Annotated in this window: 16 protein-coding genes; 14 read left to right on the top strand and 2 right to left on the bottom strand. The window is 71.5% G+C overall.

Annotated elements, in window-relative coordinates; translation table 11 throughout:
• Positions 1-3: 3 nt before the first annotated feature.
• From gatA to ACZ63F_RS30175, 9 genes are all read left to right on the top strand, one after another.
• On the top strand, positions 4-1,497 hold the full coding sequence (gene gatA / locus ACZ63F_RS30215; protein WP_382717813.1) for an Asp-tRNA(Asn)/Glu-tRNA(Gln) amidotransferase subunit GatA: 1,494 nt from the start codon (positions 4-6) through the stop codon (positions 1,495-1,497).
• Positions 1,494-1,736: a hypothetical protein gene (locus ACZ63F_RS30210; RefSeq protein ID WP_046726919.1), complete on the top strand. Its 243-nt coding sequence runs from the start codon at positions 1,494-1,496 to the stop codon at positions 1,734-1,736. Before gatA ends, ACZ63F_RS30210 begins: the two co-directional genes overlap by 4 nt.
• Before the next feature lie 15 nt (positions 1,737-1,751).
• Positions 1,752-3,266: an Asp-tRNA(Asn)/Glu-tRNA(Gln) amidotransferase subunit GatB gene (gene gatB, locus ACZ63F_RS30205; protein WP_469715610.1), complete on the top strand. Its 1,515-nt coding sequence runs from the start codon at positions 1,752-1,754 to the stop codon at positions 3,264-3,266.
• A gap of 351 nt (positions 3,267-3,617) precedes the next feature.
• Complete coding sequence (locus ACZ63F_RS30200) at positions 3,618-3,947, top strand: hypothetical protein (protein WP_469715608.1); 330 nt, start codon at positions 3,618-3,620, stop codon at positions 3,945-3,947.
• A 98-nt stretch (positions 3,948-4,045) separates the two neighbouring features.
• Positions 4,046-4,618 carry a GNAT family N-acetyltransferase gene (locus ACZ63F_RS30195; RefSeq protein WP_351961379.1) on the top strand — a complete coding sequence of 191 codons (573 nt, stop codon included), beginning with the start codon at positions 4,046-4,048 and terminating at the stop codon, positions 4,616-4,618.
• A gap of 35 nt (positions 4,619-4,653) precedes the next feature.
• Entirely contained in the window at positions 4,654-5,271 is a 618-nt protein-coding gene (locus ACZ63F_RS30190) for a hypothetical protein (RefSeq protein WP_469715606.1), read from the top strand.
• 205 nt (positions 5,272-5,476) lie between these two features.
• Positions 5,477-5,698, top strand: coding sequence for a hypothetical protein (locus ACZ63F_RS30185; protein WP_469715604.1), 222 nt, complete (start codon positions 5,477-5,479; stop codon positions 5,696-5,698).
• A gap of 161 nt (positions 5,699-5,859) precedes the next feature.
• Entirely contained in the window at positions 5,860-8,895 is a 3,036-nt protein-coding gene (locus ACZ63F_RS30180; protein WP_469715751.1) for a helix-turn-helix transcriptional regulator, read from the top strand.
• Positions 8,896-8,925: 30 nt separating this feature from the next.
• The gene (locus ACZ63F_RS30175) at positions 8,926-9,174 is read left to right on the top strand and encodes a DUF6191 domain-containing protein (protein ID WP_469715748.1); all 249 of its coding nucleotides are present in this window, start codon (positions 8,926-8,928) and stop codon (positions 9,172-9,174) included.
• A 19-nt stretch (positions 9,175-9,193) separates the two neighbouring features.
• Here the strand turns inward: ACZ63F_RS30175 and ACZ63F_RS30170 are convergent, their stop codons facing one another.
• Together ACZ63F_RS30170 and ACZ63F_RS30165 are read right to left on the bottom strand one after the other, a co-directional pair.
• Positions 9,194-10,372, bottom strand: coding sequence for a PQQ-dependent sugar dehydrogenase (locus tag ACZ63F_RS30170; protein WP_469715602.1), 1,179 nt, complete (start codon positions 10,370-10,372; stop codon positions 9,194-9,196).
• 158 nt (positions 10,373-10,530) lie between these two features.
• Positions 10,531-11,532, bottom strand: a complete 1,002-nt coding sequence (locus ACZ63F_RS30165) for an aldo/keto reductase (RefSeq protein ID WP_469715599.1) — start codon at positions 11,530-11,532, stop codon at positions 10,531-10,533.
• 74 nt (positions 11,533-11,606) lie between these two features.
• On the opposite strand from ACZ63F_RS30165, the gene ACZ63F_RS30160 reads away from it, so the two are divergent.
• The 5 genes from ACZ63F_RS30160 to ilvC all read left to right on the top strand — a co-directional run bounded on the left by ACZ63F_RS30160 (position 11,607) and on the right by ilvC (position 19,778).
• Entirely contained in the window at positions 11,607-12,557 is a 951-nt protein-coding gene (locus ACZ63F_RS30160) for a 2-hydroxyacid dehydrogenase (protein WP_469715597.1), read from the top strand.
• Positions 12,558-12,959: 402 nt separating this feature from the next.
• Positions 12,960-15,974, top strand: a complete 3,015-nt coding sequence (locus tag ACZ63F_RS30155; RefSeq protein ID WP_469715594.1) for a putative bifunctional diguanylate cyclase/phosphodiesterase — start codon at positions 12,960-12,962, stop codon at positions 15,972-15,974.
• Between the two features lie 243 nt (positions 15,975-16,217).
• On the top strand, positions 16,218-18,068 hold the full coding sequence (locus ACZ63F_RS30150; RefSeq protein WP_469715590.1) for an acetolactate synthase large subunit: 1,851 nt from the start codon (positions 16,218-16,220) through the stop codon (positions 18,066-18,068).
• A 45-nt stretch (positions 18,069-18,113) separates the two neighbouring features.
• Positions 18,114-18,638 carry an acetolactate synthase small subunit gene (gene ilvN, locus ACZ63F_RS30145; protein WP_046726929.1) on the top strand — a complete coding sequence of 175 codons (525 nt, stop codon included), beginning with the start codon at positions 18,114-18,116 and terminating at the stop codon, positions 18,636-18,638.
• Between the two features lie 141 nt (positions 18,639-18,779).
• The gene (gene ilvC, locus ACZ63F_RS30140) at positions 18,780-19,778 is read left to right on the top strand and encodes a ketol-acid reductoisomerase (RefSeq protein WP_294004239.1); all 999 of its coding nucleotides are present in this window, start codon (positions 18,780-18,782) and stop codon (positions 19,776-19,778) included.
• The last annotated feature ends 113 nt before the right edge of the window (positions 19,779-19,891 follow it).

Genomic DNA, 19,891 nt, shown 5'->3' with positions numbered 1-19,891 from the left:
GCCATGACGGACATCATCAAGCTCGGCGCCGCCGAGATCGCCGCGAAGATCGCCGCAGGCGAGCTCACGGCCGTCGAGGTCACCGAGGCCCACCTCGCCCGGATCGAGGCCGTCGACGAGAAGGTGCACGCCTTCCTGCACGTCGACCGCGAGGGCGCCCTGGCGCAGGCCCGTGCCGTCGACGAGAAGAAGGCCCGGGGCGAGAAGCTCGGCCCGCTCGCCGGCGTACCGCTCGCGCTCAAGGACATCTTCACCACCGAGGGCATCCCGACCACGGTCGGCTCGAAGATCCTCGAAGGCTGGATCCCGCCGTACGACGCCACGCTCACCAAGCGGCTGAAGGCCGCCGACGTGATCATCCTCGGCAAGACCAACATGGACGAGTTCGCCATGGGGTCCTCCACCGAGAACAGCGCGTACGGGCCGACCGGCAACCCCTGGGACCTGACCAAGATCCCCGGTGGTTCCGGTGGCGGCTCGTCCGCCGCCCTCGCCTCGTTCCAGGCGCCGCTCGCCATCGGCACCGACACCGGCGGCTCCATCCGCCAGCCGGCCGCCGTCACCGGCACGGTCGGCGTCAAGCCGACGTACGGCGCGGTGTCCCGGTACGGCATGGTCGCCTTCTCCAGCTCCCTGGACCAGGGCGGCCCGTGCGCCCGTACGGTCCTGGACGCGGCCCTCCTCCACGAGGTCATCGCCGGGCACGACCCGATGGACTCCACCTCCATCGACGCGCCGGTGCCGCCGGTCGTCGAGGCCGCCCGCAACGGCAGCGTCGAGGGCATGCGCGTCGGCGTGGTCAAGCAGTTCCGCGGCGAGGGCTACCAGGCCGGCGTCATCCAGCGGTTCGACGAGTCCGTCGCGCTGCTGAAGGAGCTGGGCGCCGAGATCGTCGAGCTGGACTGCCCGTCCTTCGACCTGGCGCTGTCGGCCTACTACCTGATCGCGCCCAGCGAGTGTTCGAGCAACCTCGCCCGCTTCGACGGCCTGCGCTACGGCCTGCGGACCGGCGACGACGGCGGCCACTCCGCCGAAGAGGTCACCTCGCTCACCCGTGAGGCCGGCTTCGGCCCCGAGGTCAAGCGCCGCATCATGCTCGGCACCTACGCGCTGAGCAGCGGTTACTACGACGCGTACTACGGCTCCGCCCAGAAGGTCCGCACGCTCATCACGCGCGACTTCGAGAAGGCCTTCGAGCAGGTGGACGTCATCGTGTCGCCCACGACGCCGACCACCGCCTTCGCGATCGGCGAGCGCGCCGACGACCCGATGGCGATGTACCTGGCCGACCTGTGCACCATTCCGACGAACCTCGCGGGCAACGCGGCGATGTCGCTGCCCTGCGGTCTCGCCCCGGAGGACAACCTCCCGGTGGGCCTGCAGATCATCGCCCCGGCGCTCAAGGACGACCGCCTTTACAAGGTCGGCGCCGCCGTCGAGGCCGCCTTCGTGGAAAGGTGGGGTCACCCGCTCCTTGAGGAGGCACCGTCGCTGTGAGCAACGCACTGTCGAAGGCCAAGGGCTTCAAGAAGTCGAAGTCCGGTACGTACCTGTCCATGGCCACCACCGCGTTCGGCGCGGTGAGTGTCGCCAAGCAGATCAAGAAGGCCCGCGCCGAGCACGACACGCTCCGGCTCATCGATGCCACCGTGTCCGCCGTCGCGATCGTCACCGGCCTCGCCATCCTCTACCGCGAGCTGAAGCGGCTGGGTGACGACGACGTCCTGCTGGGCTGAGAGGGAAGTTTCACCGTGACCACCACGACCGACCTGGTGTCGTACGAGGACGCGCTGGCGTCCTACGACCCCGTCATGGGCCTCGAGGTCCATGTCGAACTCGGCACCAGGACCAAGATGTTCTGCGGCTGTTCGACCGAGCTGGGCGCCGAGCCCAACTCGCAGACCTGCCCGACCTGCCTCGGCCTGCCCGGCGCGCTCCCGGTCGTCAACGCGACCGGCGTCGAGTCCGCGATCAAGATCGGCCTCGCGCTGAACTGCGAGATCGCCGAGTGGTGCCGCTTCGCCCGGAAGAACTACTTCTATCCGGACATGCCGAAGAACTTCCAGACCTCCCAGTACGACGAGCCGATCGCCTTCAACGGCTACCTCGACGTACAGCTGGAGGACGGCGAGACCTTCCGCGTGGAGATCGAGCGCGCCCACATGGAGGAGGACACCGGCAAGTCGACGCACGTCGGCGGCGCCACCGGCCGCATCCACGGCGCGTCCCACTCCCTGCTCGACTACAACCGCGCGGGCATCCCGCTCATCGAGATCGTCACCAAGCCGATCGAGGGCGCGGGCGAGCGCGCTCCCGAGGTCGCACGGGCGTACGTCCGTGAGCTGCGCGAGCTCATCCGGGCGCTCGGTGTCTCCGAGGCCCGCATGGAGATGGGCCAGATGCGCTGCGACGTGAACCTGTCGCTGCGCCCCATCGGCACCGAGAAGTTCGGTACCCGCTCCGAGACCAAGAACGTGAACTCGCTGCGGTCCGTGGAGCGCGCGGCCCGCTTCGAGATCATGCGGCACGCGGCCGTACTGTCCTCCGGCGGCACGATCGTCCAGGAGACCCGGCACTTCCACGAGGACACCGGGTCGACGACCTCGGGCCGCGTGAAGGAGGAGGCCGAGGACTACCGGTACTTCCCGGAGCCCGACCTGGTCCCCGTGGCGCCCTCGCGCGAGTGGGTCGAGGAGATCCGCGCCGCGCTGCCGGAGATGCCGCTGGCCCGCCGCAACCGGCTGCTCGCCGAGTGGGGCGTCTCCGCGGTGGAGATGCAGGCGATCATGAACGCCGGCGCGCTGGACCTGATCGTCGCCACCATCGACGCCGGGGCCGACGCGGCCTCCGCCCGCAAGTGGTGGATGGGCGAACTGGCACGCAGCGCCAACGAGTCGGGCAGCTCGCTCGACGAGCTGGCGATCACCCCGGCGCAGGTCGCCCGGGTCACCGAGCTGGTCTCGAAGGGTGACCTGAACGACAAGCTGGCCCGGCAGGTCATCGAGGGCGTCCTCGCGGGCGAGGGCACCCCGGACGAGGTCGTCGACAAGCGCGGCCTGAAGGTCGTCTCCGACGAGGGCGCCCTGACCGCCGCCGTCGAGGAGGCCATCGCCGGCAACCCGGGCGTCGCCGACAAGATCCGCGGCGGCAAGGTGGCCGCGGCCGGCGCCCTGGTCGGCGCGGTCATGAAGGCGACCCGCGGCCAGGCCGACGCGGCCCGCGTCAAGGAGCTGATCCTGGAGAAGCTGGGCGTCAGCGAGGGCTGAGCGAGCGGCACGCACGTGGTACGGCCCCGGAGGCAGCGCCTCCGGGGCCGTACCACGTCACAGGCGGCGGCCCACGATCCACTGCTGAGCGGGTACCGGGGGAGGGCCAGGCGGCCGGTGAGAGAGGCGTCCCTTCGACGGTGCCGGTGAGACGGCGTCGGACATGACTGAACGGGCTCCTTGTGATCTTCGTAGTGAAGGGCGATGCGCAGGAGCTCATTCGGACCGTCAGACAGTGCACCCGCTTCGGTCGCCGGCGAGGGGCCGATGGAGGCTGACCAGCGGAAGCCGGCACTGGTCCAGCTGGTCCGCAGCCGGTTTCCTCAGGTGCGGGTACTACGCTCGCCCGCCATGACCGCACACGCCGGATCGGACGCCGAACCCGTCGGGACACCCGGGCCCGAGGCCGCGGACGACGAGGGTGAGGACCTCTACGAGGACGCCCGCAGGGCCCGCTGGACCGCCACCGTGACCGGGGTGCTGCTGGCCCTGATGGGGCTCACCGCCGCGCTGATGAGAGTGGGCGGCGGCGTGCCCGCCCTGGTGCCGGCCGCCTACGGCTCCGGCTCCGCCGTGTGCGTGCTCGCGGCGGTCCTGGGGGCCCGCGGCCGTACCCGCTGGGCGCTCTGGCTGATGATCCTGGGGGTCATGACCATGGCTCTCGGTGACCAGTTCGACTGACGCACCCGCGCCGGACCGGCATCGGGCCGCCCGGGCACCGCGCCGCACATGAGAGGCTCGACGTGCCGATCGAGGACGCGGTGGAACTGGAGAAGACGATGTACGCGATATCCCTGGGCGACGACGCCGAACTGCGCCCACTGGAGCCCTGGCACGCCGAGGAGTTCCTGGCCCACCTGGACCGCGGGCGGGAGTTCATCGGACAGTTCATCTCCTTCGGCTCCAAGGAGACGGACGTGCCCGCCGCACGGGCCATGCTCCAGCGGTACGCGGACATGCGCGCCGCCGACACCGCCTCCCTGCACGGCCTGTGGCTTCAGGGCACGCTCGTCGGCGGGGTGCTCTTCCTGAACTTCGACGCCGAACACGGGAACGCCGAGGTCGGCTGCTGGCTGGAGCCGGCCGGCACCGGGCGCGGACTCGTCACGCGCGCGATGCGGGTCCTGCTCGACTTCGCGGTCGACCAGCGCGGCATCCACCGGATCGAGTGGGTCGCCGCCTCGGGCAACGAGCCCAGCCTGAACGTGGCCCGGCGGCTGGGGATGACCCGCGATGGCGTACGCCGTCAGGCGCACCCCTATGGTGGCGTACGGCACGACCTGGAGGTGTGGTCGATCCTCGCCCCGGAATGGCGTGAAGCACGCGCGCGTGCCGCTGCGAACGATCATTAAGACGCCTCTCAGACAGGATCCGTACGGTGCCGGACATGGGAACCAAGACAGCTGACGAGACCGGTGCCGCGACGGGCGCCGAGGCCACGACCGACGAAGAGAAGGTGAGCGTCACCAAGAACGCCGACGACATGCCGGAGGCCGCTGCCGAGGCCGCTTCCGAGACCGCCGACGGCACGGACACCGACCTCGACGCGGAGAACGCGGAGAACGCGGAGGACCTGGAGGACGACGCCGACCTTGCCGAGGCCGAGGCCCCGTCCGGGGTCGGGCAGGGTGCCGCCGCCGTCGTCTCCGCCGCGCTCGGCCTGGTCTCCCTCACGGGTGGCTGGATCGGGACGGTGGCCGCCGCCCGCGAGACCCTCGTCGGCCAGCTCCAGACCTCGTCGAGCGCGAGCGTCGCCAAGCAGGTCAAGGAGGTGTACGGCGACGCGTGGGCGACCACCGCCCTGTGGGCCGGCCTGTTCGCGCTGGCCGCGCTGCTCACCGGCGTCGTGGTGCTGGCCCGGCCCGCCTTCGGCGCTCCCGGCAGGCAGCAGGCGCCGTGGATCAAGTCGGTGGCCTGGGCGGGTGTCGCGCTCGGCGTCATCGGCCTGCTGCTCGCCGTCCTCAAGTACTCCGACGCACTCCTCGGGCTGCCGTCGACCAGCTGAGCCCGCCGCGACGGCGCGGTTCGGAGGGGCCTTAGGGCGTCCGTAAGCACCTTACGGACGGTCTGAGGCCCCTTACGCGTGTCCGGGGTCCGGCGGCCCCGCGAAGATGCGGAACTCTCCCGATGTGGCGCACCCCCCTGGGAGACGAAGGTGGAGGCATCGCGAGAAGCGAAGCCCGATCACCCGATCTCACAAGGGACACACCATGTTCGAGTACGAACTCCACCGGATCCGATCCGCCGAACTGCGCCGGCAGGCCGCGGACGCCCGTCTCGCCCGCGAGGCCGTCCGCTCCCGCCGCGCCGCCCGCCGCGAGGCCCGGGCAGCCGGGGCGGCCGGGCACACCACGGCGACGGCAGACGCCCTGGCGGCTCAGGAGGCCCATACCGACCGCCGTGACCGGCGCCGGCTCCCGCGCGCCGCGTGAACACGGCAGGCCCGGGCGGGACAGGCCGCCCGGAGACCGGGAACGGGGAAGCCGGTGGCCGCACGGGGGTCGGCCACCGGCTTCCCCCGTTGCCGTCCACCGGTACGACAAGCGCACCGGCGCTGTGGAAAACCGCTGCCGTGGGCTCCGCGGCCCATGCGATGCTCTGGCCTGTGGAAACCAGGTCCGTGAGTCCCGTGTTCGTAGGCCGCAACGACGAGTTGGACACACTGAACGACGCGCTGGAGCGTGCCGGGGCCGCCGAGCCGCAGGCGCTGCTGCTCGGCGGCGAGGCCGGTGTCGGCAAGACCCGGCTGGTCGAGGAGTTCGCCACCGCCGCCTGCCGCCAGGGCGCGGTCGTCGCCCTGGGCGGCTGCGTGGAGATCGGCGCCGACGGGCTGCCGTTCGCCCCCTTCTCCACCGCGCTGCGCGCGCTGCGGGCCGCGCTGCCCGACGAACTGGCAGAGGCCGCCGCGGGCCAGGAGGACGAGCTGGCCCGGCTGCTGCCCGAACTCGGCGAGGCCACCTCCGGCCGCCATGACGAACAGGGCATGGCCCGCCTCTTCGAACTCACCGCGCGTCTCCTGGAGCGGGTCGCCACCGAGCGCACGGTGGTCCTCGCCCTGGAGGACCTGCACTGGGCCGACGCCTCCACCCGCCACCTCCTCGCCTACCTGCTGCGCACCCTGCGCACCGGCAGGCTCGTCGTCCTCGCCACCTACCGCTCCGACGACATCCACCGCCGCCATCCGCTGCGCCCCCTGCTCGCCGAACTCGACCGGCTGCGCACCGTCCGCCGCCTCGAACTCGCCCGGTTCACCCGTGAGGAGGTCGGCCGCCAGATCGCCGGCATCCTCGCCGCCGAACCCGACCCCGCCCAGGTCGACGAGATCTTCGAACGCTCCGACGGCAACGCCTTCTTCGTCGAGGAACTCGCCGTGGCCGGCGCCGAGGGCTGCTGCACCGGGCTCACCGACTCCCTGCGCGACCTGCTCCTGGTCCGGGTCGAGGCGCTGCCCGAGAGCGCCCAGCGGGTCGCCCGGATCGTCGCGGAGGGCGGCTCGACCGTCGAGTACCGGCTGCTGGCCGCCGTCGCCCAGCTCGCCGAGGACGACCTGATAGAGGCGTTGCGGGCCGCCGTCGGCGCCAACCTCCTCACCGCCACCCCGGCAGGCGACGGCTACCGCTTCCGGCACTCCCTGGTCCGCGAGGCCGTCGCCGACGACCTGCTGCCCGGTGAACGCTCCCGGCTCAACCGCCGTTACGCCGAGGCACTGGAGGCCGACCCCCAGCTGGTGCCGGCCGACGCGCGCGTGACCCGCCTGGCCAGCTACTGGTACCAGGCACACGACCCGGCCAAAGCCCTGCCCGCCGCCCTCGACGCCTCCGTCGTGGCCCGCCGCCGGCACGCCTACAGCGAACAACTGCGGCTCCTGGAGCGGGCGATGGAGCTGTGGGACACCGCCCCCGAGGAGGTCCGTGCGGCCCTGCGCCCCGTCGACTACACCGACGTCTACCCTCCTTGCGGCTGTGATCCCGCCACCACCCCGCTGCGCTACCTGGACCTGATGGCGGAGGCGGCCGTCGCCGGCCGCTTCTGCGGCGAGCGCGAACGCGCCCTGAAGATCACCAAGAAGGCGCTGCGGATCCTCCAGGACGAGCACGACCCGCAGCGCGCCGCCTGGTTCTGGGTACAGCGCTCCCGGCTGGTCCAGGGCCTGGCCCGCGGCGACGGCTGGCAGGAACTCGGCACCGCCCAGGACCTGGTGCGCGGCCTGCCGCCCTCCGAGGTGCACGCCGACGTGCTGGCCAACGCCGCCGCCTGGTCCATGCTGCACGAGCCGGGCCCGGAGGCCTTCGCCGCCGCCGAACGGGCCGTGGAGTACGCGCGGATGGTGGGCGCCCGCGAGATCGAGCTCAACGCGCGCGTCACCCTGGGCACCCTCATGGTCGACGCGGGCGACGTCGACGACGGCCTCGCGGAGCTGGAGCGCGTCAAGGACGCCGCGCTCCAGGAAGGCGTCGCCCACGTCGCGGGCCGCACGTACACGAACCTCCCCTCCGAGCTGGAGTCGGTCGGCCGCTCCCGAGAGGCGGTGCCGATCCAGCGCGAAGGCATCGCCTTCACCCGCAGATACGGCCTGCTGGACGCCGAGGCATGGGTCTGGGGCAACCTCTCCGAGTCGCTGTACGCGCTCGGCCGGTGGGACGAGGCCGCCGAGGCCGCCGCGGGCGCCCTGGGCTCCGCGGCCAGCGCCAAGCCCCGCGGCGCCGGCGCCCTGCACCTCGCCCACATCGCCCTCGCCCGGGGCGACACGGCCGAGGCCGCCCGCAGGCTCGCCATCGCGCGCGCCCACTACGGCACCCACGACCCGATGCCCCAGGCACAGCTGCCGGTCGCCCGGATCGCGATCGGCGTCGCCGCCGCGGAGGGCAGGCTCCTCGACGCCCGCACCGAGCTGGAGCGCGCCCTGGCGGCCGGCTTCCCGCCGGGCACCCACCGCTACGGCTGGCCCCTGCTGCTGGCCGCCGCCACCGCCGAGGCCGACGCCCGCGCCCTGCCCGCGGCGGCCGACGGCCGCGCCGAGACCCTCGACCGGCTCGCCGAGACCACCCGCAAGCTCGCCACCGTCGCACCCCTGTGGCAGGCGTACGAGCGCTGGACCCGAGCCGAGCTGCACCGCGCCCGGGGCACCGACACCGCCGCCCTCTGGTCGGACGTGGTCACCGACTTCGAGTGCCTGGACCGCCCCTACGACCTCGCCCGGGTCCGCCGCCGCCTCGCCCAGGCCCTGCTCGAAGAGGCCACCGGGGACGACGAACGCGACCGTGCGACGGAACTCCTCCGGCTGGCCGGGGCCGTCGCCGACCACCTCGGTGCCCGCCCGCTCGCCGAGGCCGTCGCCCTCCTCGCCCAGCGCGCCCGCCTCACCCTCGCCGCCCGCGCCGCCCGCCCGGTCCTCGACCCCGTGGAGAGCCTCGGCCTCACCAGCCGGGAGCGTGACGTCCTGCGCCTGGTCTCGGCCGGCCGCACCAATCGCCAGATAGCCGAGGAGCTCTTCATCTCCCCGAAGACCGCGAGCGTCCACGTCTCGAACATTCTGGGCAAGCTGGGCGTTGCAGGGAGGGGCGAGGCGGCGGCGGTGGCACACAGACTGGGGATGTTCCCCGCCGAGGCACTCGACCCGATCAGGTGAGGGGACGGCGGAGGAGGCACCGTGTTCAACATGTTCGAGGAGCTGTTCGCACCCGGCCGCAAACACACCCACGAGGAGCAGAAGCGGCTGGAGCTGACCCGGGAGGACGTGGGAGACACGGATCCAGGGCGCGGGCCGATAGACCTCGCGTCCGGCAAGGTCGTCATACGGCTTCCGCAGGAGGACCCGGCGGCGGAGTCGGCGGCGGACGTCGGGGACGAGCCCGCGGCGGACGTCGGGGACGAGCCCGCGGCGGACCCCGGGGACGACGAGGCGTGAGCGGCGCCGCCCGCGCCGGCTACTTCACCTCCAGCTCCAGGATCCGGTCGTCGCCCGGTTTCGGCTTGCCCCGCCCGTCGGTGTTGCTGGTCACCAGCCACACCTTGTCGCCGCCGGCCGCCACGACCGTGCGCAGGCGGCCGTACCTACCGGTGAGGAAGGCCTGCGGAGCCGCGGCCGCGGTGGTGCCGTCCAACGGGATGCGCCACAGCCGCTGCCCCTTCAGACCGGCCATCCAGATGACGCCGTCGACGTAGGCGATGCCGCTCGGGGAGGCGTCGTCGGTGTGCCACTGGGCGATCGGGTTCACGTACTTCGGGTCCGACGACCTGCCCTCCGCGTCCGGCCAGCCGTAGTCGCCGCCCGGCTTGACGGCGTTCAGCTCGTCCCAGGTGTCCTGCCCGAACTCCGAGGCGAACAGCCGCTGCTTGTCGTCCCAGGCGAGGCCCTGCACGTTGCGGTGGCCGTAGGTGTAGACGGGGGAGTTCGGGAACGGGTTGCCGGGGGCCGGGTCGCCCTCCGGCGTCAGCCGCAGGATCTTGCCGCCGAGCGACTTCCTGTCCTGCGCGAGCCCCCGCTGTCCGCTCTCCCCGGTCCCCGCGTAGAGCATGCCGTCCGGGCCGAACGCGATCCGCCCGCCGTTGTGGATGTACCCCTTCGGAATCCCCTTGAAGATCGTGTCGGGGGCGCCCAGCTGCTCCTTGGCCGGCTTGCTCTCGTCCCACAGCATGCGGACGATGCGGTTGTCGGAGGCCGACGTGAAGTACGCGTAGATCATGTGGTCGGAGGCGAAGTCGGGGGAGAGCGCGATCCCCAGCAGGCCCCCCTCACCGGCCGCGGACACCCCGGAGACGACGCCCAGTTCCGTGATCTTCCCGGTCTTCTCGTCGACCTTGCTGATCGTCCCGTCGTCCCGGTCGGACACCAGCAGCCCCGCCCCGTCCGGCAACGGCGCGAGCCCCCAGGGCGACTTCAGCCCCTCGGCGACCGTACGCACGACCTTGACCGACCCCTTGGCGGGCGCCGCCGAGTCCGATGCCCCGACGGACGCGGAGGTCCCCGAGCCGCTCGCAGACGCCCCTCCGGCAAAGGACGGCGTGGGCAGGTCCCCACCACCACCCCCGGAGGAACACCCCGCCACCAGCACGAGTCCGGCCGTCGCCAACAAAGTGGGCACAGCTCGACGTCGCACGATCACAGTCCCTTCGAACAGCCCGGCTCGTCCGACCGACGGTAGTACAGCGCGCCCCCAAAGGGGCGCTGGGGGCACCCCCGGCCGAAGGCTGGGGGAGGAACTGCGCGACCAGCTCCCACGGCGCCGCACCGGACCACCGGCAGAGCGCGGCAGTCCCCGGGCTAGTCCCAGGAGCCCTGCGCGGCAGGCAGCCCGCCCAGCTCCGCCAGATCCTCCGCCGTCAGCCGGACCTCCACCGCACCGGCGTTCTCGGCCACCCAACGCCCCTGCTTCGTCCCCGGCACCGGCACCACATGCGCCCCCTGCGCCAGCACCCACGCCAGCGCCACCTGAGCGGCGGTGACACCGCCACCCCTCTGCCGGCCCGCCACCCTCCGCAGCCCCGCCACGATCGGCTGGTTCGCCGCCATCATCTCCGCCGTGAAGCGGGGGTGCCGCGCCCGCAGGTCGTCCGGCTCGAACCCCTCACCCGGCGTGAGCGTCCCGCTCAGGAAGCCGTTGCCCAGCGGCATCGCCGCGAGGAACCCCACCCCCCGGGCCGCACACCACGGCAGCAGCGACTCCAGCGCCTCCGGCGACCACACCGACAGCTCCGCCTCGACCGCGCTCACCGGAAACACCTGCTGTACCCGCTGCAGCTGCTGCAGGGTAGCGTCGTGCAGTCGCGCGCCGGACCTGCGCCCCCCGCGCGCCCCCACGGCGCACAACCCCAGCGCCCGCACCTTTCCCGCCTGCACCAACTCCGCCATCGCGCCCCAGGTCTCCTCGACGGGAACCTCGGGGTCGGCGCGGTGCAACTGGTAGAGGTCTATGACATCGGTCTGCAGCCGCCGCAGCGACGCGTCGCAGGCCCGCTTCACATAGCCGGGCCTGCCGTTGGCCACGATGTGCTGGTCGCCCACCAGCAGCCCCACCTTCGTCGACACGAAGGCCTCCGCACGCCGCTCCCTGAGCACCCGCCCCAGCAGCAGCTCGTTGGTGAACGGACCGTACATGTCCGCCGTGTCAAGGAGTGTCACGCCCAGGTCCAGCGCCCGGTGCACCGCTCTCAGCGACTCCTCGCCCCGCTGCCGCGACCCGCTGTACCCCCAGCTCATCGGCATGCACCCGAGTCCGACGGCCCCCACCGTGAGCGCCCCCGCGCCGATCGTCCTGCGCTCCACCAGCCCGTGAACCTCCTTCTTGGGCTCCCAACCTAACCCGCCCGCCGCGGCGGCCCTGACATAGCCTCCTGACCATGACCCAGGACGCATGGCTCCCCATCCCGCCCGACGAGTTCACGGACCTGCCCGAAGGGCTCAACTACCTCTTCTGGGACGGTGACCAGGAGTTCCCCGGTGACCCCGCCGAGTGCGCCGTGTACGTCGTCCCCTACATGAAGCGGCAGGCCGTCAAGGTGCGCCCGCTGGCGGGAATGCGCACCGTGCGGCTCATCCAGACCCTCACCGCGGGCGTCGACGACATGACCGCGGCCCTCGACCTGATCGTCCCCGGGGTGCAGCTCTGCAACGCCCGCGGCGTGCACGAGGCGAGCACCGCCGAACTCGCGCTCACCCTGACGCTGGCCTCCCTGCGCGGTGTCCCGGGGTTCGTCAGGGCCCAGCAGCAGGAGCACTGGCAGGGCGGCTTCCACCAGGCCCTCGCCGACAAGTCCGTCCTCATCGTCGGCTACGGCGCCATCGGTTCGGCCGTCGAGGACCGGCTCGTGCCCTTCGAGGTTGCGCGGGTGGCGCGCGTCGCGCGCTCCGGGCGCGCCTCGGCGCGCGGTCCCGTGCACCCGCTCACCGAACTGCCGGATCTGCTTCCGGAAGCCGATGTCGTCATCCTCACCACGCCCCTCACGGACACCACGCGCGGCCTGGTCAACGCGGAGTTCCTCGCACGGATGAAGGACGGCGCACTGCTCGTGAACGTCGCGCGCGGGCCCGTCGTGGACACCAAGGCCCTCCTCGCCGAACTGGAGAGCGGCCGCCTCACCGCGGCCCTGGACGTCACCGACCCCGAGCCGCTGCCGGCCGGACACCCCTTGTGGCAGGCGCCCGGCGTGCTGATCAGCCCTCATGTCGGCGGCCCCACCTCGGCCTTCCTGCCGCGCGCCAGGCGACTCGTCACCGACCAGCTGAACCGTTTCGTGAACCGGGAGCCGTTGCGCAACGTGATTTTGACGACGGGGTCCACCGACAACTGACCATCGCGGCAATACGCGTGTAATCCGCTTCCGGTACGGTCCGCAACCTTCCGGGCGCGGTGCGTGCGCGCATAGCCGCTGGTCGTCACGGAGCGTAGAGAAGCTATGTCCCTGAGTGACGAGACTGGTGTATCGTCCCGGAAGGGGCTGCGCCGCGCACAGTACGGCGCCGGGGATGGACATTTCAGATTTGTGAGGGGGGCGACGGGCGATGCACGGCCTATGGACGAACGATCCGACGCGGCGGAGCCGCCGGCGGCGACCCTGGCGCACAGCTGCGCGCAGACGCGGCCACCACACCAGCCATCACCACCACCACAGGCACAGCGGACGCAGGAGGCACGCTCACCCGGCGCACCGGGACCCGCGGGACCCGGGAGCGGTGCGGACCGGGAGGGTCCGGTGACGACGCCGACGCCTGTGACGACCACCCTCCCCGGAGCGCTGCGGGCGCAGCCTCCGGCGGGGAAGCAGTACCCCCGGCCGCCGGCGACCGGCGGCGGGACCGGCGTGGTCCGCCAACTCGTCCTGGCCCTGATCTGCGCGGGATACGCCGTCGGTGCCGCGTTCGACTGGGGCTCGAACCAGATCGCCCTGTTCATGGGCGACTTCGGTCTGACCGCGGCCGCCGGCACCGCCGCCGTGTCGTGCTTCTTCTACGCCCGCTCCCCGCGGGTCCGCTTTCGACCTGCCTGGCTCCTGTTCGCCCTCTCCTCGGCGATGGCGGCCCTGGGCAACGCGGTCTGGGGATGGTACGAGGTCGTGCTCCACCGGCCCGTGCCCAGCCCCAGCTACGCCGACCTGTTCTTCCTGTGCTTCGCCCCGCCCGCCATCGTCGGCCTGCTGGTGCTGGCCAAGCGGCCCATGACCAGGGCCGGCTGGATCTGCCTGGCGCTGGACGCCTGGCTGATCGGCGGCTCGCTGCTCACCCTGTCGTGGAGCCTCGCGCTCGCCCAGGCCGCCCGGTTCGACGGCCCCAGCGTCGCGCACACCGCGCTCTCGCTGGCGTATCCGCTGCTGGACATCGCCCTGGTCAGCATGGTCCTCGCACTGCACTTCCGGCGCTCGCCTGGCAACCGCACCGCGGTGAACACCGCGATCGGCGCCCTCGCCCTGACCGTGATGTGCGACGCCCTGTTCACCTCGCCGCTGCTGCACAGCAGTTACCGCTCCGGCCAGCTCCTCGACGCGGGCTGGTTCGCCGGCTCGCTGCTGCTCGCGTACGCCCCCTGGGCCGCCCCCCGGCCGCAGGGCGCCCAGGATCCCGAGGGGCACACGCGCGTGGTCCACGAGCACGTGCCCGGCGGGCGTGCCCCGGCGGCCAAGCAGCCGCCGGCGCCCGCCCCGGGAGGTGATCACAGCCGGTACCCGGCCGGACGGCCGATCACCGGATCCCTGGCCGCCCTCACCCCGTACCTGGCCGCCGCCGTGTGCACCCTTGGCATCCTCTACAACGTCCTCAACGGCCGCAGTCCGGACCACGTCGTCCTGATCACCGCCGGCTGCGTGGTCCTCGCGCTCGTCGTGCGGCAGGGCATCATGCTCCTCGACAACATCACCCTCACCCAGGAACTGGCGCAGCAGGAGAACCACTTCCGCTCCCTGGTGCAGGGCTCCAGCGACGTCATCATGATCGCCGCACCCAACGGCATCCTCCGGTACGTCTCCCCGGCCGCCGCCGGGGTCTACGGCAGGGCCGCCGAGGACCTGGTGGGCTCGGAGCTGGCCAACCTGATCCATCCCGAGGACCTGGGCTGCGTGGTGCACGAGGTGCGCCGCTTCCTCGCCGCCAGCTCCGCGGAGGAACCCACCACCCGCATCGAGTGCCGGTTCCGGTCCGGCGAGGGCGGCTGGCTCAACGTCGAGTCCACCGTCAACCGCCACCACGGCGGCCTCATCTTCAACAGCCGGGACGTGACCGAGAGAGTGCGCCTGCAGGCGCAGCTCCAGCACAACGCCGAGCACGATCCGCTCACCGACCTGCCCAACCGTGCCCTGTTCACCCGGCGCGTGCAGCAGGCCCTGTCCGGCCGCCGCTCCTCCGACCGGGGCCCGGCCCTGAGGAACACGGCGGTGCTCTTCATCGACCTGGACGGGTTCAAGGCCGTCAACGACACGATCGGGCACCAGGCCGGGGACGAGCTGCTCGTCCAGGCCGCGCGCAGACTCCAGGACGCGGTCCGCCAGGGCGACACCGCGTCCCGGCTGGGCGGCGACGAGTTCGCGGCGCTGATCGTCGGCGACGGCACCCGTGACCGCAGTGCCCGGGAGCGGCACATCCTGGAGCTCGCCGACCGCCTCAGGGTGACCCTCTCCCAGCCGTACGCCATTGACGGCAACGATGTCCGTGTCAACGCGTCCATCGGTGTCGCCTTCGCCGAACCGGGTCTCGGCGCGGGCGAGTTGCTGCGCAACGCCGACCTGGCGATGTACCGCGCCAAGTCGGCCGGCAAGGGCTGCGTCAAGCTGTACAAGCCGCAGATGCAGCAGGACGTCGTACGCAAGGCGGAGCTGGCCACCCGGCTGCGGGCCGCCCTGCACGACGGCGAGTTCGCCCTGCTGCACCAGCCCGTGGTGTGCCTGGAGAACGGCCGGATCGAATCGGTCTCCGCGCAGGCACGCTGGCGCTCCTCGCAAGGGGTGCTGTTCACGCCGGCCGAGTTCCTGCGGGTCGCCGAGGACAGCGACAAGACGGCCGAGCTGGACCGCTGGATCCTCCAGGAGGCGGTCGAGCAGGCCGCCGAGCGGGCCGCCGGCGGGCTCGTGGTGCCGGTCGCCGTCCGGACGTCCGCCCGGCGGCTGCTCGACCGGACCTCGCCGCTCGGCTCCGTGGAGGCCCTGCTCGCCCGGCACGGGCTGCCCTCGGGGGCGCTGCTCCTGGAGCTGTCCGACACCGACCCCAGGGTCCCGCTGGACGAGCTGGAACGGCGGCTGACCGCGCTCAGCCGGCACGGTGTCCGGATCGCGCTGGACGGCTTCGGCAGCGGCTACGCGGCGATCACGGCTCTGCGCAAGCTCCCCGTCGACGTGCTCAAGCTCGACCGCAGCCTGGTCGAAGGGGTCGTCGAGTCGGCCCGGCTGCACAAGATCACCAGCGGGCTGCTGCGGATCGCCTGCGATCTCGGCCTGCAGTCCGTGGCCGAGGGCGTGGACCTGCCCGAGCAGGTCACGGCGCTGCGCGCGATGGGGTGCACGCACGGGATGGGCATGGCGTTCTCCGGCCCGGTGGACGAGTACCGGCTGCGCCGGGCGCTCGGGTCCGGCCACTATCCGGTTCCGCACGCACCGGCCGAGCCGGCGTTCGCGGGAAGCGGCCCGGGGGTGTACACCGGTGGTGTGCCTGCCGGTGTACCCGCGGTGCTCGGAGGCGGAAGTGGCCTACGCTCACATAATGAGACTCCTGTCCCACCCACTTGACACGTGGTGCGCGTCAGAGGGAGGGTCAGTTCCATGCGCACCCGAATTCTCGTACTTGGACAGCGCGTCGGCTGAGCTGGGACCCACCGGAGGACGATCCGGAATCCCCAGCGACCACACCGGCGCGCTCCCCTCGCTTGCCTTTTGGCACGAGGGGTTTTTTGTTGCACCAGCACCAGACGTACGGCAGCGAAAACCCGTACGAACCTCGCAAAAACCCTCAGCATCGAGAAGAGAATGCCGATGACCGAGCAGGCCACCGGGGCCCACCATCCGCAGCCGCGGCCCCGTTCCGGAGGACAGCACACCCCGACCGTCGAGCACGTCACGGGTGCGAAGTCCCTCATCCGCTCGCTTGAGGAGGTCGGCGCTGACACGGTATTCGGCATCCCCGGTGGCGCGATCCTGCCGGCCTACGACCCGCTGATGGACTCCACCCGGGTGCGCCACGTCCTGTGCCGGCACGAGCAGGGTGCGGGCCACGCGGCCACCGGCTACGCGCAGGCGACCGGCAAGGTCGGCGTCTGCATGGCGACGAGCGGTCCGGGTGCGACGAACCTGGTGACGCCGATCGCGGACGCGCACATGGACTCGGTGCCGCTCGTGGCGATCACCGGGCAGGTCGCGTCCTCCTCGATCGGCACGGACGCCTTCCAGGAGGCGGACATCGTCGGCATCACCATGCCGATCACCAAGCACAACTTCCTCGTCACCAAGGCCGAGGACATCCCCCGGGTGATCGCCCAGGCGTTCCACATCGCCTCCACCGGCCGCCCGGGCCCGGTCCTCGTCGACATCGCCAAGGACGCCCTCCAGGCGAAGACCACCTTCTCCTGGCCGCCGGTCATGGACCTGCCCGGCTACCGTCCGGTGACCAAGCCGCACGCCAAGCAGATCCGCGAGGCCGCCAAGCTGATCACCTCCGCGAAGCGGCCCGTCCTCTACGTCGGTGGCGGCGTCATCAAGTCGCACGCCACCGCCGAGCTCAAGGTCCTCGCCGAGCTCACCGGAGCGCCCGTCACCACCACCCTGATGGCGCTCGGCGCGTTCCCCGACAGCCACCCGCTGCACGTGGGAATGCCGGGCATGCACGGTGCGGTCACCGCCGTCACCGCGCTGCAGAAGGCCGACCTGATCGTCGCCCTCGGAGCCCGCTTCGACGACCGCGTCACCGGCAAGCTGGACAGCTTCGCCCCGTACGCGAAGATCGTCCACGCCGACATCGACCCCGCGGAGATCGGCAAGAACCGCGCCGCCGACGTGCCGATCGTCGGCGACGCCCGCGAGGTCATCGCCGACCTGATCCAGGCGGTGCAGAAGGAGCACGGCGAGGGCCACCAGGGCGACTACACCGCCTGGTGGAAGGACCTCAACCGCTGGCGCGAGACCTACCCGCTCGGCTACGACCTGCCCGACAACGGGTCGCTCTCGCCGCAGCAGGTCATCGAGCGCATCGGGCAGCTCGCCCCCGAGGACACGATCTTCGCGGCGGGCGTCGGCCAGCACCAGATGTGGGCCGCGCACTACGTGCAGTACGAGCAGCCCGCCACCTGGCTGAACTCCGGCGGCGCCGGAACCATGGGCTACGCGGTCCCGGCCGCCATGGGCGCCAAGGCCGGCCAGCCGGGCAGGACCGTCTGGGCGATCGACGGCGACGGCTGCTTCCAGATGACCAACCAGGAACTGACCACCTGCGCCCTGAACAACATCCCGATCAAGGTCGCCATCATCAACAACGGCGCCCTCGGGATGGTCCGCCAGTGGCAGACCCTCTTCTACAACCAGCGGTACTCCAACACGGTGCTGCACTCCGGGCCCGACGACGTCAACCCGGACGCCCGCGGCACCCGGGTCCCCGACTTCGTCAAGCTGTCGGAGGCCATGGGCTGCTACTCCATCCGGTGCGAGTCCCCGGACGACCTCGACAAGGTCATCGAGGAGGCGAACTCCATCAACGACCGCCCCGTCGTCGTCGACTTCATCGTCCACGAGGACGCCATGGTGTGGCCGATGGTCGCCGCCGGCACCTCCAACGACGAGATCCTGGCCGCCCGGGACGTCCGCCCCGACTTCGGCGACAACGAAGACGACTGAGCGAGAGACACCAAGAGAGACGCTGAGAGAGAGACGCAGAAGAAAATGTCCAAGCACACGCTCTCCGTCCTGGTGGAGAACAAGCCGGGCATCCTGGCCCGCATCGCCGCCCTGTTCTCCCGCCGCGGCTTCAACATCGACTCGCTCGCCGTCGGGGTCACCGAGCACGCCGACATCTCCCGCATCACGATCGTGGTGAGCGTCGAGGCGCTGCCGCTGGAGCAGGTCACCAAGCAGCTCAACAAGCTCGTCGAGGTGCTCAAGATCGTCGAACTGGAGCCGGGTTCGGCCGTTCAGCGCGAACTCGTTCTGGTGAAGGTGCGCGCCGACAACGAGACGCGCTCCCAGATCGTCGAGATCGTCCAGCTGTTCCGCGCCAAGACCGTCGACGTCTCCCCGGAGGCCGTCACCATCGAGGCCACCGGCAGCAGCGAGAAGCTGACCGCGATGCTCAAGATGCTGGAGCCGTTCGGCATCAAGGAACTGGTGCAGTCCGGCACCATCGCGATCGGACGCGGGGCCCGTTCGATCACCGACCGGTCGCTGCGCGCCCTCGACCGATCTGCGTAAGGCTTGAGCAAGGCTTGACACGGGCGGCCGACGATCCGCCTTGGCCCGCCGGCCGCCCGTATGCCGAGACCCCGAAACTTCCCGTCCGCCCACCGTCATACGGTGGGACGCAACACCTGCACACCAAGGAGAGAACCCAAAGTGGCCGAGCTGTTCTACGACGCCGACGCCGACCTGTCCATCATCCAGGGCCGCAAGGTCGCGGTCATCGGCTACGGCAGCCAGGGTCACGCCCACGCGCTGTCGCTGCGCGACTCGGGTGTCGACGTGCGTGTCGGTCTGCACGAGGGCTCCAAGTCCAAGGCGAAGGCCGAGGAGCAGGGCCTGCGCGTGGTGACCCCGTCCGAGGCCGCCGCCGAGGCCGACGTCATCATGATCCTCGTCCCGGACCCGATCCAGGCCCAGGTCTACGAGGAGTCCATCGCCCCGAACCTGAACGACGGCGACGCCCTGTTCTTCGGCCACGGCCTGAACATCCGCTACGGCTTCATCAAGCCCCCGGCCGGCGTCGACGTCTGCATGGTCGCCCCCAAGGGCCCGGGCCACCTGGTGCGCCGTCAGTACGAGGAGGGCCGCGGCGTGCCCTGCATCGTGGCCGTCGAGCAGGACGCCACGGGCAACGGCTTCGCGCTGGCGCTGTCGTACGCGAAGGGCATCGGCGGCACCCGCGCCGGCGTCATCAAGACCACCTTCACCGAGGAGACCGAGACCGACCTGTTCGGTGAGCAGGCCGTCCTGTGCGGCGGTACCTCCGCCCTGGTCAAGGCCGGTTTCGAGACCCTGGTCGAGGCCGGCTACCAGCCGGAGATCGCCTACTTCGAGTGCCTGCACGAGCTGAAGCTCATCGTCGACCTGATGTACGAGGGCGGCCTGGAGAAGATGCGCTGGTCGGTCTCCGAGACCGCCGAGTGGGGCGACTACGTCACCGGCCCGCGGATCATCACCGATGCCACCAAGGCCGAGATGAAGAAGGTCCTCGCCGAGATCCAGGACGGCACCTTCGCCCGCAACTGGATGGACGAGTACCACGGCGGTCTGAAGAAGTACAACGAGTACAAGAAGCAGGACTCCGAGCACCTGCTGGAGACCACCGGCAAGCAGCTGCGCAAGCTGATGTCCTGGGTGAACGAAGACGCGTGAGCCCCAGGTGACAGGGCCGGGGCGAGCCGCCCCGGCCCTGTTGTCCACCCCGTCGAACCCCGGACGGGTGATCCTTCCGCAGAGGCGCAGGACGACCTCCGTCCCGCCACTAC

The sequence above is a fragment of the Streptomyces sp. NPDC104761 genome (assembly GCF_055583445.1).
Note: the sequence above shows the minus strand (reverse complement) of the source record. Positions and strands in the feature narration are given on the sequence as shown.